Below are 17,304 nucleotides of genomic sequence, written 5' to 3'. Positions count from 1 at the left end.
ATGCCTTGAATCGGCCCCAAAATGGGTCCCGTTAAACCACCTTTGGTCCAGAAGCCGTCGCATTCAGGTGGCCTTTTAGGCAGCGCAGAACGACCGCAGAAGGAGTAGGTCAATGTTGACGACCAAGAGAGTGCTGAAAGCGATCTCGGCACGATCACAATCGTGGAAACGCGGGCTTTATGCCATCGCAGCGCTCGGCATGCCGGCACTGATGGCAATGGCGCCCACGCAGGCGGCTGCACAGAATTCGCTCGACACCGCGCCCCTGGTGGCCGTTGATCCGGCGTCCGATTTCTTTGCCGAATACTTGCCGTTTTCGGGGTCCGGCACCAACAGCTTTCAGGACATTTTCAACCATGTGGTCGCCCGCGACCTCATGATCGGGCTGATGCTGGCCATCGCTGTCGCAATGGTGGTGGGCGCGTCCTATCTGTGGCGTGAAAACGTCAATCATCTGCGGGCCGACGCCGACAGCAAGAAACGCAAGGCGCTTGATATCTTCTGATCGCGCATGCGGTAAACAGCCCCCCCTTCGGCCGGTCGCGTAACAAAGGGAGCGATCACCCGATCCTCCCCACGGACCATGGCCGGTACCGGTCTCCATCCCGATACCGGCCATGGTCCGTGTCACCAGCCCCACGGGCCTGTTCCAAAGCCTCGATTTTCAAAACTCCTCCCTCTTCCAGACCCTTTCCCGCATGGCCTTGCGGTCTGAATCGATAAAAAATTTTACCGTTTGATAAATTTTTTATTTCGCGGTAGCATTCCCCCAATAACCTTAAAAACGGGGAACATTGCGATGCGAAATCTGGAACCTGCCCTCAAGGGCGGGCGCCTGGCGCCCGACGACTATCACAAAAACTTCTCGGACCTGCACCCGCCCATGGACCGGCACGAGGCCGCCGTGGAAGCAGACCGTTGCTACTTCTGCTATGACGCGCCCTGCATGACGGCCTGTCCGACCGAAATCGATATTCCGCTGTTCATCCGGCAGATATCGACCGACAACCCGCTGGGTGCAGCCAAGACCATCTTCGACCAGAACATTTTCGGCGGCATGTGCGCCCGCGTCTGTCCCACCGAAACGCTGTGCGAAGAAGCCTGCGTGCGCAACACGGCGGAGGAAAAGCCGGTCGAGATCGGCCTCCTCCAGCGCTACGCCACCGACAAGGCGATGGCCGAGAACAAGCAGTTTTATACCCGCGCCGCAGAGACCGGAAAGCGCGTCGCCGTGGTCGGCGCCGGCCCTGCCGGCCTTGCCTGCGCGCATCGTCTGGCCATGACCGGTCACGATGTCATCGTTCTGGAAGCCAAGGAAAAGCCCGGCGGCCTCAACGAATACGGCCTTGCCGCCTACAAGACGGTTGATGATTTCGCCCAGAAGGAAATCGCCTACCTGCTGGAAATCGGCGGTATCGAAATCCGGGGCGGGCAGATGCTTGGCCGCGATTTCACGCTCGATGAGCTGCGCCGCGATTATGATGCGGTGTTTCTCGGCCTCGGTCTTGGCGGCGTCAACGAGCTCGGCGTTGCCGGCGAAGACCTCGCAGGATGCGAGGACGCCGTCGATTTCATCGAAAACCTGCGCCAGGCGGACGATCTCTCCACCGTTTCCGTCGGCTCTCACGTCGTGGTCCTCGGCGGCGGCATGACCGCCATCGATGCAGCCGTCCAGTCGAAGCTGCTCGGCGCCGACGAAGTGACATTGTGCTATCGCCGCGGACCTCTCGCCATGGGCGCCTCCAAATTCGAGCAGGAGCTTGCGGCCTCGCGCGGCGTCTTCATCCGCCATCATCTCGCACCGAAGGAAATCATCGGCGAGGACGGTCGCGTCTCCGGCGTGTTGTTTGAACACACCGAAATCCGTGACGGAAAGCTTGTCGGCACCGGCGAAACCGGCGTGATTGCCGCCGACCATGTGCTGAAGGCGATCGGCCAGACCTTCATCACCGACCATCTGGACGGGCTGAAGCTGGTCAACGGCCGCATTGCCGTCGACGCGGAGGGCCACACCTCGCTTCCCGATGTCTGGGCGGGCGGCGACTGCATCAAGCGCGGCGAGGACCTGACCGTTACATCGGTCCAGCAGGGGCGCGATGCCGCCATTGCCATAAACCATGTTCTGGCGGGCGAAGCGCCGCTTGCAAGCGCTGTAGCCTGAGGAGAAACAAGATGGCTGATCTTTCCAATAATTTCGTCGGTATCAAATCGCCCAATCCGTTCTGGCTCGCCTCCGCGCCGCCGACGGACAAGGCTTATAATGTCGAGCGCGCCTTTCGCGATGGCTGGGGCGGCGTCGTGTGGAAGACGCTCGGCGAGGAAGGCCCGCCGGTCGTCAATGTCAACGGCCCGCGCTATGGCGCAATCTGGGGCGCCGACCGCCGGCTGCTCGGCCTCAACAATATCGAGCTGATTACCGACCGCGACCTCTATCTCAACCTGCGTGAGATCAAGGAGGTCAAGAGCCGCTGGCCGGACCGCGCCATCGTGGTTTCGATCATGGTGCCGTGCGACGAGGAGAGCTGGAAGGCAATCCTGCCGCTGGTGGAGGAAACCGGCGCGGACGGGATCGAACTGAATTTCGGCTGTCCTCACGGCATGTCGGAGCGCGGCATGGGATCCGCCGTCGGCCAGGTGCCGGAATATGTCGAGATGGTGGTGCGCTGGTGCAAGCAGTATACCCGCATGCCGGTGATCACCAAGCTGACGCCCAACATCACCGACATCCGCCATTCCGCCCGCGCCGCACATCGCGGCGGCACCGATGCCGTCTCGCTGATCAACACCATCAACTCCATCGTTTCGGTCGATCTCGACACCTTCGCGCCCAATCCGACGGTCGGCGGCAAGGGCACGCATGGCGGCTATTGCGGGCCGGCGGTCAAGCCGATCGCGCTCAACATGGTGGCCGAGATTGCCCGTGATCCGGAAACCGCCGGCATGCCGATTTCCGGTATCGGCGGCGTGACCACATGGCGCGATGCCGCCGAATTTCTGGTGCTGGGTGCGGGAAATGTACAGGTCTGCACCGCGGCGATGACCTATGGCTTCAAGATCGTGCAGGAAATGATTTCGGGGCTTTCGGCCTGGATGGACAGCAAGGGGTTCAGCACGCTCGATGAAATCTCCGGTCGCGCCGTGCCCAACGTCACCGACTGGCAGTATCTGAACCTCAACCACATCACCAAGGCCCGCATCGATCAGGACGCCTGCATCAAGTGCGGCCGCTGTCACATCGCCTGCGAGGACACCTCGCATCAGGCGATCACCGCCATGGTCGATGGCGAGCGACATTTCATGGTCAAGGAGGAGGACTGCGTCGGCTGCAATCTCTGCGTCAATGTCTGTCCCGTGGAAAACTGCATCGACATGGTCGCGCTTGCCCCGGGCGAAAAGGACCAGCGCACCGGCAAGACGGTCTCTTCCGACTACGCCAACTGGACATCGCATCCCAACAACCCGATGGCGGCCAAGGCTGCCGAATAGCAGGCCAGCGTGTTCAACGCGGATACAAAGCCACGGCCCGGCTTCGGGGCCGTGGCTCAGATTATTGACAACCCCAGCAAGCAATCACGGTTTTGCCTCCTTCCCCGCCGTCATACCGGCCTTGAGCCGGTATGACGAAAAAACTTGGGAACAGCTTTGTCAGCAGTCTGAGCCACGGACTAGTTTCGGGACCGTGACTTTTTCATTTCAGCCATTCATATCCAAAAATATAATTAAACAGAAAAATATAATATAAATATTAAAATCCAGTTTTTATGTATAATTCAATATAATATCATTTTTAAATTGCTTTTTATATTGAACATCCCGCAGCATAACTCCCGGTACGCGAAATTATGCGGAGGTGGATGGAGGTATGCTGAAGCCGGCAGCCTGGATAAGGAAAAAGCGTTTCGGGTTCATCCCGAGCGATTTTCTCGCTCTGGCCGTGATTGTGCTGGTGCTGGGGTCTGTCTATGTCGCCAACCGGCAGGCTTCGGAAAACTACACACAGAACCTTCGCCTGAAGACGTCGGAGCGCATGGCGGTCTCCACCTCACGGCTTGAGGCCGACCTTGAGGAAAACCTCAAACTTGTGGAGGGGCTGGGCTTTGCCCTCTCGCTTGAACCCGAAATCGAAGCCGACCGTTTCCAGCGGCTGGCACGAAGGCTGCTGAGCAGCCAGGATTCGATCGTCAGCATGGCACTGGCGCGCGACCTGATCATCACCATGGTCTTTCCTCCGGAGGAAAACCGCGAGGCGCTTGGCCTCAACTACCGCGACCATCCCGAACAGATGGCCGCCATCCGTCAGGCACTGCTCAAACGTGGTCCGGTCGTCGACGGCCCGGTTTCTCTGGTTCAAGGAGGCTCTGCGCTGCTGGCCTATTACCCCCTTTATGACAGCGAAGGACGTGATGCATGGGGCATATTGTCGGCTGTCATCAACCTCAAGCGCCTGCTTTCCGACCGCGCGATCACCGAAACGCATCCCGACCTCATCATGGCGGTCGGCAAGAATACCGCCGGGGGCACGATCGGCGAGACACTGTTCGGCCCGCCCGGCATTTTCGACGATAACCCGGTCACACAGACCATCGATCTGGCAAATACACAGTGGACGATTGCCGCTATGCCGAAAGTCGGCTGGCAAGAGCCCTTCATTGACTCGATGCCACGACAGGTCATGATCGGGACCATAGGCCTGATCATCATTGCCGCCGTTACCGGCATCGCACACCTCATGCGCGTGCGCCACCGCAACCTCATGACCGTGCGCCGCCTTTCGCAGCGCATGGACCTTGCTCTCGACGCCTCGAAAATCGGCGTATGGGAGATGGATGTGGAAACCGGCGAAGCGATCTGGGACGAGCGGATGTTTGCGCTTTACGGCAAATCTCCCGATTGCGGGCTAAGCCCCATGCAAATCTGGTTTGAACGGCTTCACCCGGATGACGTTCAGAGGGAAAAAGCCAGGCTTGAGGTTACGACAGCGGAGGAAAAGAACTTTCAAAGCCGTTTCAGGATCGTGCTGGACGATGGTTCGATCCGCCACCTCCAGGTCTTCGGTGACATCCACACCAACCCAGACGGCCATACCTATCTGGTTGGCGTCAACCGGGACATCACCGAAGACGTGGAGCTTCACGAAAACCTTAAACAGGCCAGCGCCGAAATGCGACGGAAGAATGCCGCGCTGGAAGAGGCGCAGAAAGTGCTGCGCCACAATGCGCTTCACGACGCGCTGACCGGCCTTGCAAACCGCCGACAACTGGGCGAGGCCTTTGTCGACAGTCCATACGGTAACCGGAAGACGCCGACCGCCCCGCCCCATGCGGTGCTGCATATCGACCTCGACCGCTTCAAGGAAATCAACGACACGCTTGGCCATGCCGCCGGTGACGCAATGCTTCGCCACTGTTCGAACATGCTGAAAAGCATCGCCGGTACGAATGATTTCCTGGCCCGGGTCGGCGGAGACGAATTCACGCTGGTCACCCATTGGGACGGCGATATCGAGCGGCTGACCCGCATGGCACAGGAGATCATCCGCGCGCTTGGGAAACCGCTTCAATACGGCGAACATCAGGTGCGCATCAGCGCCAGTGTCGGCATCGCCTGGATCGATGAAGACACCACCACCATGCGCGACCTTCTCGTCAATGCCGGCATCGCGCTCTATGAAGCAAAGCGCATGGGCCGCAACCAGTTCGTGATTTTCGATGCCACACTGCGCAACATCGCGGTCACCAACAAGAAGGTGGCCGATGAATTGCTGGCGGCCATTGAAGATGACCAGTTCGAGGTGTTCTACCAGCCGCAGATTTCCGCGCACACGATGGAACTCGACGGTGTGGAGGCGCTGGTGCGCTGGCACCACCCCACGCGCGGACAGCTGGCGCCGAGCCATTTCATCGGAACGGCGGAGACCACCGGCTCGATTGCCCGGATCGATGCACTGGTTCTCAGCAAGGCCAGCGCGCAGTTCAAAGCCTGGCAGCAAAGCGGGCTCCATGTCCCCCACATCTCGGTCAACGTCTCAGCGCAGCGGCTGATCGACCCGGCCCTCATCCAGGGGATTGCCGAAAGCCGGCTGGAACCGGGGCAACTTTGCCTGGAATTGCTGGAATCCATCTCGTTCGATGATCAGGACACCAGCCTGGAGACAAGCGTTGCGGCCATCAAGGCCCACGGCGTGGATGTCGAGATCGATGACTTCGGCACCGGCTATGCCTCGATCCTCAGCCTGCTTGCCCTTTCGCCGAAAAGGCTCAAGATCGACCGGCAGCTCGTATTCCCCATCACCACCGGCCAGAGCCAGAGGCGGCTTGTCGCCTCGATCGTGGAAATCGGCAGGGCTCTGGGTATCAAGGTCATCGCCGAGGGCGTCGAAACGGCCGAACATGTGCGCATATTGCGCGATCTCGGCGTCGACACGTTTCAAGGCTATTTCTTTGCGCCGCCGCTTTCAGCAGACGCGCTTTCGCGTTTTGCCCGAAAGAAGGCGTGGCTTGCGCATGAAAACAGCGCCGGGCTCAAGGCTGATCCCGGTCGATAATCAGCCCTTTCACGAACAATGTCTCGAGATAGCGGGCCGCATCCTCGAACCGCCCTTCGCCGGAAAGCCCGTCGCCCAGCACGGCACGGACCTGCACATCGAAATCCGCATAATGCTGCGTCGTCGCCCAGATCGAAAAGAACAGGTGATAGGGATCGACCTGGCGCAGCTTTCCGGCACGCTGCCAGGCGCGAATGACCTTTGCCTTTTCATCGACTAGATCCTTCAGCTCCCCTTGCAGGAAAACCCCGGTATTGGGCGCTCCCTGGATCACCTCATTGGCAAAAAGCCGGCTTTCACGCGGAAAATCACGCGCCATTTCAAGCTTGCGGCGAATATATGAGCGGATCTCGCTTTCGGGATCCTTATCAGCATCGAAAAGGCGCAGCGGATCGAGCCAGACCTCCATCACGCGCGCAATCAATGCTGTGAACACCGCCTCTTTCGAACGGAAATAGTAAAGCACGTTCGGCTTTGACATGCCGGCGGTCTCTGCAATCTGATCAACCGTCGCCCCCCTGAACCCGTTTGCGGAAAACACATCAAGCGCGGCCTCGAGAATCACCTCCTCCTTGACTTCCTGTATGCGTGTCCGTCTTTGTGTTCTGCCCGCCCGTGGTGTCATTTCCACTTCTACCGCCCTTCGTTCCGCACCGCTCCCCGCGGCCATTTTTGCACAAATTCGAATCTCGCCTAAACTTTAGGCTATTTTTTCATCAAATGATGAGCGAATTTGATTTTGATCACTTGAGCCTTGGCGCGGAAGTTGTAAAGTTTACCAACCGGTCAAAAACGTGACCGATCCAGACAGGAAAGGCAATGCCCTTTTGCAGCATGCAATATCGGCTGTCGGGCAAGGCCTCAGATAAAAACGAGGAACAGTGATGGCAGCCTTTGCCGGCGAAAACATGCGGATCAACGGTGACCGCCTTTGGGACACACTCATGGAAATGGCCAAGGTCGGCCCCGGCATTGCAGGCGGCAATAACCGCCAGACCCTGACCGACGCGGACGCGGAAGGCCGCGCACTGTTTCAGAAATGGTGCGAGGACGCGGGCCTGACCATGGGCGTCGACAAGATGGGCACGATGTTCATGACCCGGCCGGGCACCGACCCGGATGCGCTGCCCGTTTACGTCGGCAGCCATCTCGACACCCAGCCGACCGGCGGCAAATATGACGGTGTGCTCGGCGTGCTTTCGGCGCTGGAACTGGCGCGCACGCTCAACGACCTCAATATCAAGACCAGACATCCGATCGTGGTCACCAACTGGGCCAATGAGGAAGGCGCGCGGTTTGCGCCCGCCATGCTGGCCTCCGGTGTCTTCGCCGGTGTCCACACGCTTGAATATGCCTATGGCCGCAAGGATCCCGAGGGCCTTTCCTATGGCGACGAGCTGAAGCGCATCGGCTGGGTCGGCGAGGAAGAAGTCGGCGCGCGCAAGATGCACGCCTATTACGAATACCACATCGAACAGGGGCCGATACTCGAAGCCGAAAACAAGGAAATCGGCGTCGTCACCCATTGTCAGGGCCTGTGGTGGCTGGAATTCACGCTGACCGGCAAGGAAGCCCATACCGGCTCGACCCCGATGGCGATGCGCGTCAATGCCGGCCTCGCCATGGCCCGCATTCTGGAAATGGTTCAGACGGTGGCGATGGACGCCCAGCCGAATGCCGTCGGCGGCGTCGGCCAGATGTTCTTTTCCCCCAATTCCCGCAATGTGCTGCCGGGCAAGGTGACGTTCTCCGTCGACATCCGCACGGCTGACCAGGACAAGCTCGACAGCATGCGCGCGAAGATCGAAACGCAGGCTGCGGAAATCTGTGCTGAACTCGGCGTCGGCTGTTCGGTGGAAGCCGTCGGTCATTTCGATCCGGTCACCTTCGCGCCGGAACTTGTGGCCAATGTCCGCGATGCCGCCGAAGAACTCGGCTACAGCCACATGGATATCGTCTCCGGCGCCGGCCACGATGCCTGCTGGGCGGCGAAAATGGCGCCGGCAACCATGGTCATGTGCCCCTGCGTCGATGGCCTGTCGCACAACGAGGCCGAAGACATCTCCAAGGAGTGGGCAACCGCCGGCGCGGACGTGCTGCTGCGCGCGGTGTTGAAGACGGCGGAGATTGTGGAATGACGGCAGGCGCTGCGCCCTCACCCGGCGCATGCGCGCCACCCTCTCCCCACGGGGAGAGGGGGAGCCTGCGGCATGCCCTGAATTTTCGACAAGCACCATCGTCAAACGCGAAGCGCCCTCCCTTCTCCCATGAGGGGAGAAGGTGGCCGAAGGCCGGATGAGGGGAGCTCATGCCAAGCACACGTACCCAGTTCGCTCGCTCCCTGCGCCGCAACGAAACGGATGCGGAAAAGGTGCTTTGGCGCGAGATCAGGAACCGCAATCTCAACGGCTTCAAATTCACCCACCAATATCCGGTCGGACCCTATTTCGCCGATTTCGCTTGCCGCGAAAAAACGCTTGTTGTCGAACTGGATGGCGCACAACATGCTGAAAACATGAAAGACGCAGACAGAACACGTTATATCAACAATGCAGGCTTTTCCGTCATCCGCTTCTGGAATGATGAAGTCCTCAAGGAACGGCAGGACGTGCTTGAAACCATCGTCGCCATTCTCGAAAATCGCCTGACCGAAGCCTGCAACACCACGCGCTTTTCGCCCGCCACGGAGCAAGTCCAATGAAGTCAAAGCAAAAGCCCATGCTTCGCTCACGCGGCTTTATCGGCGCGAAACCGGCCTCGACCGTCAGCGGCGGGGCGGCGGTTGCGCCGCAGGCAGGCGGAGCGGCCAGGAGCCGGGGCAGCATCAGTCCCGACACGGGGGCTGCGCCTTCGGACATGAATATGAACACCTATCCGCGGGGAAAATATCGGCTGAAATAGACAACACCAGAACGAGAAGCGGAAAACCGCCCGTTTGAAACGCAAGGGAACAGCATCATGAGCAAAGTTATCAAGGGCGGCACCATTGTGACCGCCGACCTGACCTACAAATCCGACGTCAAGATCGAAGACGGCAAGATCATCGAGATCGGCCCCGATCTTTCCGGCGACGAGACGCTGGACGCGACCGGCTGTTTCGTCATGCCCGGCGGCATTGACCCGCATGTCCACCTTGAAATGCCTTTCATGGGCACCTATTCCACCGATGACTTTGCCAGCGGCACGCGTGCGGCCGTTGCCGGCGGCACCACCATGGTCGTCGATTTCTGCCTGCCCGATCCCGGCCAGTCGCTGCTCGACGCCATCAAGCGCTGGGACAACAAGTCGACCAGTGCGGCCTGCGACTATTCCTTCCACATGGCGATCACCTGGTGGGACAAGCAGGTGTTCGAGGAGATGGAAACCGTCGTCAAGGAAAAGGGCATCAACACCTTCAAGCATTTCATGGCCTACAAGGGCGCGCTGATGGTGAATGACGACGAGATGTTCGCCTCCTTCCAGCGCTGCGCGGAACTTGGTGCCATGCCGCTGGTTCATGCCGAAAACGGCGATGTCGTTGCCAGCATGCAGGCAAAACTGATGGCAGAAGGCAATAACGGGCCGGAAGGCCATGCCTATTCGCGCCCGCCGGAAGTCGAAGGCGAGGCCACCAACCGCGCCATCATGATCGCCGACATGGCCGGCGTGCCGCTTTATGTGGTTCACACATCCTGCGAGCAGAGCCATGAGGCCATCCGCCGCGCCAAGCAGAAGGGCATGCGGGTTTATGGCGAGCCGCTGGTTCAACATCTCCTGCTCGATGAAAGCGAATATTTCGACAAGGACTGGGACCATTCCGCCCGCCGGGTGATGTCGCCGCCGTTCCGCAACAAGCAGCATCAGGATTCGCTGTGGGCCGGCCTGCAGGCGGGCACGCTGTCATGCGTGGCCACCGACCACTGCGCCTTCACAACCGAGCAGAAGCGCTACGGCGTCAATGACTTCACCAAGATCCCCAACGGCACCGGCGGCCTTGAAGACCGGCTGCCGCTTCTGTGGACCTATGGCGTTTCCACCGGCCGGCTGACAATGAACGAATTCGTCGCCGTCACCTCCACCAACATTGCCAAGATCCTCAATCTGTATCCGAAAAAGGGCGCTGTTCTGGTGGGCGCCGATGCCGATCTCATCGTCTGGGATCCGACCCTGGAAAAGACGATTGCCGCCGACACACAGGTTTCGGCCATCGATTACAACGTCTTCGAGGGCAAGCATGTGAAGGGCCTGCCGCGCTTCACCCTGTCACGCGGCAAGGTCGTGCTGGAAGAATCCACCTTGAAGACCGAGGAAGGACACGGCAAATTCGTCAAGCGCGCGCCCTATCCGGCCGTCAACAAGGCGCTTTCCACCTGGAAGGACCTCGTCGCCCCGCGCAGAATAGAACGCGCCGGCATTCCGCCTTCGGGAGTATAATATATGGACTGGTCAAGTGTGGCGGCCTTTGCCGCGACCGAATTTCTGCTGTGCCTTTCGCCCGGCCCCGCCGTGCTTCTGGTGGTCGGGCTTTCCATGCGGCAGGGCTTCTGGCGCTCGCAGGCGGCGGCTGCCGGTATTCTGGCGACCAACGCGCTTTATTTCGCGCTGTCGGCGGCCGGCGTGGCCTCGCTGATCCTGATGAGCGCCACGCTGTTCAATGTGGTGAAGATCGTCGGCGCGGCCTATCTTGCCTGGCTCGGCATCAAGATGATCGCGCCGCTGTTCTCGCGGCGCAAAGGCGAAAGCGATGCCGTGCTGGCCAGCGCCGCCGATATGCGGCGCGCGCGTCCCGAAGCACCGTTCCGGCTGTTCTTCCGCGGCTTCAGCGTGCAGGCGGCGAACCCGAAGAACCTCGCCTTCTTCGTTGCCATCCTGCCGCAATTCGTCAATCCGACCGGTGATGTGGCCATGCAGATGATGGTGTTCGGCGGCATTTCGGTGCTGCTCGAACTGCCGATCCTGATCATCTATGCACTCGCCTTCTCCGCCCTTGCACGCGTGGTGACGGAGCGCCTGGTTGCCTGGCTCGAAGCCTCTGCCGGCGGCATTCTGATCATGCTGGGTGCCGCCCTTGCCCTGCAGAAAAGGATCTGAGCCGATGAAGAGCGAAAACATCATCCGCATCGCCGTCGCGCTGATCATCAATGAAAAGGGCGAGATGCTGACCGTGCGCAAGCGCGGCACGGAGGCCTTCATGCAGCCCGGCGGCAAGATCGATGCCGAGGAAACGCCGCGTGAAGCGTTGATCCGCGAGCTGAATGAGGAACTGGCCCTGATATTTTCGGCCGATGACTTTCATTATCAAGGCAGGTTCAGCGAGCTGGCGGCCAACGAACCCGGCATGATTGTCGAGGCCGAGGCGTTTTCCTGCTTCGCGGCCCCCGAGGTCACGCCGCAGGCCGAAATCGAGGAACTGAAATGGCTGCCGGTCGAAGGCGACGTCGGCGTCAAGCGCGCGGCGCTGACCGAAAAACATCTGTTCCCGATTGCGGCACGGTTGAGCGCTGAAAGAAACAGGGTGTCGTCATGAGTTCCGCCAAAACGCTTTTTTCCGGCCTCTCCGCCTTTCCCGTCACGCCCGTCGACGAAAATGGCCATGTCGCCGCCGACCGCTTCGGAAGGCTCGTCGCATATCTGGCAAAGGCTGGCGTCCATTCCATCGGCGCGCTGGGTTCAACCGGCAGCTATGCCTATCTTTCCGGCGCGGAGCGTGCCCGGGCGCTGGAAGCAGCCGTTGAGGCGGCTGGCGACACCCCGGTCATCGCAGGCGTCGGCGCGCTGACAACGGCCGATGCCGTCTCGAACGCGAAGGCGGCGAAAACGGCGGGCGCGTCCGGACTTCTGCTGGCGCCGATGTCCTATCTTCCGCTGAACGATGCCGAGGTGGAGGGACTGGTGAAGACGGTCGCAGCCGCAACGGACCTGCCGATATGTCTTTACAACAACCCGACGACGACGAAATTCACCTTTTCCGAAGACCTCATCATCCGCCTTTCCGCCATCCCGACCATTGCCGCCGTCAAAAACCCGGCGCCGCAAGACGGCGACTTCGCCGCTCAGCTGGCGCGGCTGCGCAACACCATGCCGGAGGGTTTTTCAATCGGCTATTCCGGCGACTGGACCGTTTCCGGCGCGCTTTCTGCCGGTGCGGATGCCTGGTATTCCGTGTTGGGCGGCATCTTCCCCGCCATCTGTCTCGATATGTGGCGCGCTGCCGGCGACCCGGCACGGCTTGCGGCTGTCAATGAGCAGCTTGCGCCGGTCTGGCAGGTTTTTGCCCGGCATTCCAGCTTCCGCGTCGTCCACGCTGCTGCCGAAATGCTGGGTTTCGGCCCGGCAACGCCGGTCCCTCCCCTTTTGCCGCTTTCCCCCGAAGCGCGAAACGAGGCCGAAAAGGCATTCATCGCCGCCGGCCTTCTGGAGACAGTTTCATGACCACGCCCCTTTCCGTCGTCTCCGCCAGGGAACTCTGTCTCACCTTTACGACCAATGATGGTCCGGTGCACGCCCTGAAGGATGTCAATCTGGAGGTGAAGAAGGGCGATTTCGTTTCCTTCATCGGCCCGTCCGGCTGCGGCAAGACCACCTTTCTGCGGGTGATTGCCGACCTTGAGAAAAAGACCGCCGGCGAAATCACCGTCAACGGTACCACGCCGGAAAATGCCCGGCTCGACCGCGCCTATGGCTATGTGTTTCAGGCGGCCGCCCTTTATCCGTGGCGCACGATTGAAAAGAACATCGCCCTGCCGCTGGAAATCATGGGCTATACCAGAGCCGATCAGAACCGGCGCATCGAACGGGTGCTGGAACTGGTCGAGCTTTCCGGATTTGAGAAAAAATTCCCATGGCAGCTTTCCGGCGGGATGCAGCAGCGCGCCTCGATTGCCCGTGCGCTCTCCTTCGATGCCGATCTTCTTTTGATGGACGAACCCTTCGGCGCGCTGGACGAGATCGTCCGCGATCATCTGAACGAGCAATTGCTGAAGCTGTGGGCCGCGACCAACAAGACCATCTGTTTCGTCACCCACTCGATCCCCGAAGCGGTCTACCTTTCCACAAAGATCGTGGTGATGAGCCCGCGCCCCGGCCGGGTGACCGACGTGATAGAAAGCCCGCTGCCGAAGGAGCGCCCGCTCGACATTCGTGAAAGCCCGGAATTTCTGAAGATCGCCCATCGCGTGCGCGAGGGATTGAGGGCGGGGCATAGTTATGAGTGACAGAAGGTTTCCAAGCGCCCTCTATGCCGTCATCCCGGCCTTGAGCTGGGATCCAGGGCCATCCGACGGATGGCTGCGATTGGGCATCGAGAGCATGTCGAAATCGACAGGGCAGAACATGTTGCCCTGGACCCCGGATCAAGTCCGGGGTGACGGGAGAGGACAGCATAAGGGAGAGAATGCCGGCGATCTCCCCTCAACTTTCCCCATCGAGGCAAGACAGTCGCATCTACCCTTGCGGCTTGCTCCCAATACTCTCTCCCGCTTGCGGGAAAGATGCCCCGAAAGGGGCAGTGAGGGTGAAGCAGCGTTTCGAAATCGTGACGGCATCCGTGTGGATAGGCTCCCCCCTCACTGTCGCTTTCGCGACATCTCTCCCCTTCGGGGCGAGAAGACTTGGGGGCTTTGCGGCGAGGCCATATGCGGTCGCCTTGCCTTCAAGGGTGAAGATTGGCGGGTGGGCTTGGCCGCTGCACCAGATCGAACCGCGCACGCGCGATTCGACCAACGGGAAGGACACCGCCATGCTGCGTGAGCGCGTCCTTCCCGTTGCCACCGTCGTCTTTGCCATCCTTGCCATCTGGTGCGTGTTCGTGGTGGTGATGAACCGGCAGTTTGTCGAGGATCAGGCGCGGCGGGCGGGGCAGGAGATCAGCTTCACCGAGATCGTCGCGCAGTCCTATACGCTGGATCGGCCGGTGCTGCCCTCGCCGCATCAGGTGGCGGTGGAGCTTTGGAACACCACCGTCGACAAGAAAATCACGTCGAAACGCAGCCTTGTCTATCACGCGTGGATCACGCTGTCCTCCACGCTGCTTGGCTTTGCCATCGGCTCGGGCTTCGGCATCATTCTGGCGATCGCCATCGTTCACAACCGCACGATGGAACGCTCGATGATGCCGTGGATCATTGCCAGCCAGACCATCCCCATCATCGCGATTGCGCCGATGCTGATCGTGGTGCTGAACGCCATCGGCATTACCGGGCTTCTGCCCAAGGCGCTGATCTCGACATATCTGTCGTTCTTCCCCGTCGCCGTCGGCATGGTGTCCGGGCTGCGCTCGCCCGATGCGCTGCAGCTTGACCTGATGCGCACCTATAATGCCAATGACCGGCAGATCCTGTGGAAGCTGCGCCTGCCATCGGCCATGCCCTATCTGTTCACCTCGCTGAAGATCGCGATTGCGATCTCGCTGGTCGGCGCGATCATTGCCGAACTGCCGACGGGGGCCGTGGCCGGCCTTGGCGCGCGGCTTCTCTCCGGCTCCTATTACGGGCAGACGGTGCAGATCTGGTCGGCGCTGTTCATGGCCGCGATCCTGGCCTCCATTCTGGTCGCCCTTGTCGGCGTGGCCCAGGCCGCGGTCCTCAAACGCATGGGGGTCAGGCCATGAGCAACGGTTTCGTCTGGTTCGCATTCGCCTTCTGGATCGGTGGCTGGGCCTTCAATGAATGGCTGGTGCGGCAGAAGTTCTCCAACCCGGTTGTCAATCGGCTCGCATGGTTTGCCGTGCCGGTGATCTTCGGTGTCTCGCTGATCATCATCTGGGAAGGCGTTGTCGTCGCCTTCGATATTCCGCCGATCCTGCTGCCCGCACCCAGCGATGTCTGGGTGCGGCTAACGCATTCGCTGCCGATCCTGTGGGCCGATTTCCGCCAGACCTTCCTGAAGGCGGTGCTGATCGGCTATGCCATCGGCTGCGGTTCGGGCTTCATCGTCGCCATCCTGATCGACCGCTCGCCTTTCCTGAAGAACGGGCTCCTGCCCTTCGGCAATTTCGTCTCCGCGCTGCCGATTGTCGGCATCGCGCCGATCATGGTGATGTGGTTCGGCTTCGACTGGCCGTCAAAGGCTGCCGTGGTGGTGGTCTCGACCTTCTTTCCGATGCTGGTCAACACCATTCAGGGGCTTTCGGCATCCTCCAGCATGGAGCGCGACCTGATGCGCACCTATGCGGCAAGCTGGGGCCAGACCATGGTCAAGCTTCGCCTTCCGGCGGCCTGGCCGTTCATTTTCAATGCGTTGAAGATCAATTCCACGCTGGCGCTGATCGGCGCCATTGTGGCAGAATTTTTCGGCACACCCACCGTCGGCATGGGTTTCCGGATCTCCACGGAAGTGGGCCGGGCCAATATCGACATGGTCTGGGCTGAAATTGCGGTGGCGGCGGTTGCCGGCTCCGCCTTTTATGGCGTGGTGGCGCTCATTCAGCGCGTCGTCACGTTCTGGCATCCTTCCGTCCGGTCCGGGCGGTCGTGATGAACCAATCGAAACAAAGGGGAACGAAAACATGAAATCGACATTTCTTGCGGCATTGACCGCCGGCGGTCTGGCGCTTGGCACGGGCCAGGCCTTTTCGGCAGACGAAATCACGCTGCAGCTCAAATGGGTCACGCAGGCCCAGTTCGCGGGCTACTATGTCGCGCTGGAAAAAGGCTTCTACGAGGAAGAAGGCCTCGACGTCACCATCAAGCCCGGCGGCCCGGATATCGCGCCGGCACAGGTTCTGGCCGGCGGCGGCGCCGATGTGATCGTCGACTGGATGCCGTCGGCGCTGGCAACGCGCGAAAAGGGCGTCCCGCTCGTCAACATCGCCCAGCCGTTCAAATCCTCCGGCATGATGCTGACCTGCCTGAAGGAAAACAACGTCATGAGCCCGGAGGATTTCCCCGGCAAGACGCTTGGCGTCTGGTTCTACGGCAATGAATATCCGTTCCTGTCGTGGATGGCGCATCTCGGCATCCCGACCGATGGCGGCGAGGACGGCGTCACCGTGCTGAAACAGGGCTTCAACGTCGATCCGCTGCTGCAGAAACAGGCAGCCTGTATCTCGACGATGACCTATAACGAATACTGGCAGGTGATCGATGCCGGCATTCCCGAAGACGCGCTCAACACCTTCAAGTATGAAGACGAAGGCGTGGCCACGCTGGAAGACGGCCTCTACGTGCTCGAGGATGACCTTGCCGATCCGGCCTTCAAGGAAGACATGGTCAAATTCGTCCGCGCCTCAATGAAGGGCTGGAAATGGGCCGAGGAAAACCCGGACGAAGCCGCCGAGATCGTGCTCGAATATGACGACACCGGCGCCCAGACCGAAAAGCACCAGAAGCGGATGATGAGTGAAGTGGCCAAGCTGACGGCCGGCTCCAACGGCGCGCTTGATCCGGCCGACTATCAGCGCACGGTCGACGTTCTGCTCGGCGGCGGGTCGGATCCGGTCATCACCAAGCAACCGGAAGGCGCCTATACGCTGGAAATCACCGACGCGGCGCTTTCCAATTAAATTTCAATCACTTGATTAAATTCTGCTGCGCGCGGCCTCACCTCGAGGCTGCGCGTATTGCATTTTTGCACCAGTAAACACTATAATCGAACCGATTGGTTCAATTTTGGCGTATTTTACCGAAATGCGACTTGAAATAGAGCCCAGTTGTGACGAACTGCCTCACGACCTCAACCGGCGCCCGCCTGACAACGTAGAAAGGCTGAAGGCGACCGGCAAGAGACCTGCCGATCACCGCGCTCGGCAAGCGCAAGACGATCTGCAATCACATTGTGGCCTC

General features: G+C 60.3%; 15 protein-coding genes. 14 read left to right on the top strand and 1 reads right to left on the bottom strand.

What is annotated here, in order from left to right; translation table 11 throughout:
* Positions 1–112 precede the first annotated feature (112 nt).
* The 4 genes from ACHZCU_RS15030 to ACHZCU_RS15015 all read left to right on the top strand — a co-directional run bounded on the left by ACHZCU_RS15030 (position 113) and on the right by ACHZCU_RS15015 (position 6,544).
* Positions 113–505, top strand: a complete 393-nt coding sequence (locus tag ACHZCU_RS15030) for a hypothetical protein (RefSeq protein ID WP_106301948.1) — start codon at positions 113–115, stop codon at positions 503–505.
* A 294-nt stretch (positions 506–799) separates the two neighbouring features.
* The gene (locus ACHZCU_RS15025) at positions 800–2,161 is read left to right on the top strand and encodes an NAD(P)-dependent oxidoreductase (protein ID WP_319519409.1); all 1,362 of its coding nucleotides are present in this window, start codon (positions 800–802) and stop codon (positions 2,159–2,161) included.
* 11 nt (positions 2,162–2,172) lie between these two features.
* Positions 2,173–3,486 carry an NAD-dependent dihydropyrimidine dehydrogenase subunit PreA gene (preA, locus tag ACHZCU_RS15020; RefSeq protein ID WP_319519408.1) on the top strand — a complete coding sequence of 438 codons (1,314 nt, stop codon included), beginning with the start codon at positions 2,173–2,175 and terminating at the stop codon, positions 3,484–3,486.
* Between the two features lie 376 nt (positions 3,487–3,862).
* On the top strand, positions 3,863–6,544 hold the full coding sequence (locus ACHZCU_RS15015) for an EAL domain-containing protein (protein WP_319519407.1): 2,682 nt from the start codon (positions 3,863–3,865) through the stop codon (positions 6,542–6,544).
* Here ACHZCU_RS15015 and ACHZCU_RS15010 read toward each other — a convergent pair.
* Positions 6,522–7,169: a TetR family transcriptional regulator C-terminal domain-containing protein gene (locus ACHZCU_RS15010; RefSeq protein WP_319519804.1), complete on the bottom strand. Its 648-nt coding sequence runs from the start codon at positions 7,167–7,169 to the stop codon at positions 6,522–6,524. The two genes, ACHZCU_RS15015 and ACHZCU_RS15010, sit on opposite strands and share 23 nt — an antisense overlap.
* A gap of 259 nt (positions 7,170–7,428) precedes the next feature.
* Between ACHZCU_RS15010 and ACHZCU_RS15005 the strand changes: the two genes are divergently transcribed.
* From ACHZCU_RS15005 to ACHZCU_RS14960, 10 genes are all read left to right on the top strand, one after another.
* The gene (locus tag ACHZCU_RS15005; protein ID WP_319519406.1) at positions 7,429–8,682 is read left to right on the top strand and encodes a Zn-dependent hydrolase; all 1,254 of its coding nucleotides are present in this window, start codon (positions 7,429–7,431) and stop codon (positions 8,680–8,682) included.
* 170 nt (positions 8,683–8,852) lie between these two features.
* The gene (locus ACHZCU_RS15000) at positions 8,853–9,245 is read left to right on the top strand and encodes an endonuclease domain-containing protein (RefSeq protein ID WP_319519405.1); all 393 of its coding nucleotides are present in this window, start codon (positions 8,853–8,855) and stop codon (positions 9,243–9,245) included.
* A gap of 257 nt (positions 9,246–9,502) precedes the next feature.
* A complete protein-coding gene (gene hydA / locus ACHZCU_RS14995) occupies positions 9,503–10,957 on the top strand; it encodes a dihydropyrimidinase (RefSeq protein WP_319519404.1) in 1,455 nt (484 codons plus the stop codon).
* 3 nt (positions 10,958–10,960) lie between these two features.
* Positions 10,961–11,614 (top strand): LysE family translocator, encoded by a 654-nt coding sequence (locus tag ACHZCU_RS14990; RefSeq protein WP_319519403.1) that lies wholly within the window; start codon positions 10,961–10,963, stop codon positions 11,612–11,614.
* A 4-nt stretch (positions 11,615–11,618) separates the two neighbouring features.
* A complete protein-coding gene (locus tag ACHZCU_RS14985; RefSeq protein ID WP_319519402.1) occupies positions 11,619–12,050 on the top strand; it encodes an NUDIX domain-containing protein in 432 nt (143 codons plus the stop codon).
* Positions 12,047–12,955 carry a dihydrodipicolinate synthase family protein gene (locus ACHZCU_RS14980; protein ID WP_319519401.1) on the top strand — a complete coding sequence of 303 codons (909 nt, stop codon included), beginning with the start codon at positions 12,047–12,049 and terminating at the stop codon, positions 12,953–12,955. Before ACHZCU_RS14985 ends, ACHZCU_RS14980 begins: the two co-directional genes overlap by 4 nt.
* On the top strand, positions 12,952–13,737 hold the full coding sequence (locus ACHZCU_RS14975; protein ID WP_319519400.1) for an ABC transporter ATP-binding protein: 786 nt from the start codon (positions 12,952–12,954) through the stop codon (positions 13,735–13,737). Before ACHZCU_RS14980 ends, ACHZCU_RS14975 begins: the two co-directional genes overlap by 4 nt.
* A gap of 179 nt (positions 13,738–13,916) precedes the next feature.
* Complete coding sequence (locus ACHZCU_RS14970) at positions 13,917–15,131, top strand: ABC transporter permease (protein ID WP_394706073.1); 1,215 nt, start codon at positions 13,917–13,919, stop codon at positions 15,129–15,131.
* Positions 15,128–15,997, top strand: coding sequence for an ABC transporter permease (locus tag ACHZCU_RS14965; protein ID WP_319519398.1), 870 nt, complete (start codon positions 15,128–15,130; stop codon positions 15,995–15,997). The genes ACHZCU_RS14970 and ACHZCU_RS14965 overlap by 4 nt, the downstream gene beginning before the upstream one ends.
* A 31-nt stretch (positions 15,998–16,028) precedes the next feature.
* Positions 16,029–17,024 carry an ABC transporter substrate-binding protein gene (locus ACHZCU_RS14960; protein WP_319519397.1) on the top strand — a complete coding sequence of 332 codons (996 nt, stop codon included), beginning with the start codon at positions 16,029–16,031 and terminating at the stop codon, positions 17,022–17,024.
* The last annotated feature ends 280 nt before the right edge of the window (positions 17,025–17,304 follow it).

The organism is uncultured Martelella sp. (genome assembly GCF_963677965.2).
Taxonomy (GTDB): domain Bacteria; phylum Pseudomonadota; class Alphaproteobacteria; order Rhizobiales; family Rhizobiaceae; genus Martelella; species Martelella mangrovi.
Note: the sequence above shows the minus strand (reverse complement) of the source record. Positions and strands in the feature narration are given on the sequence as shown.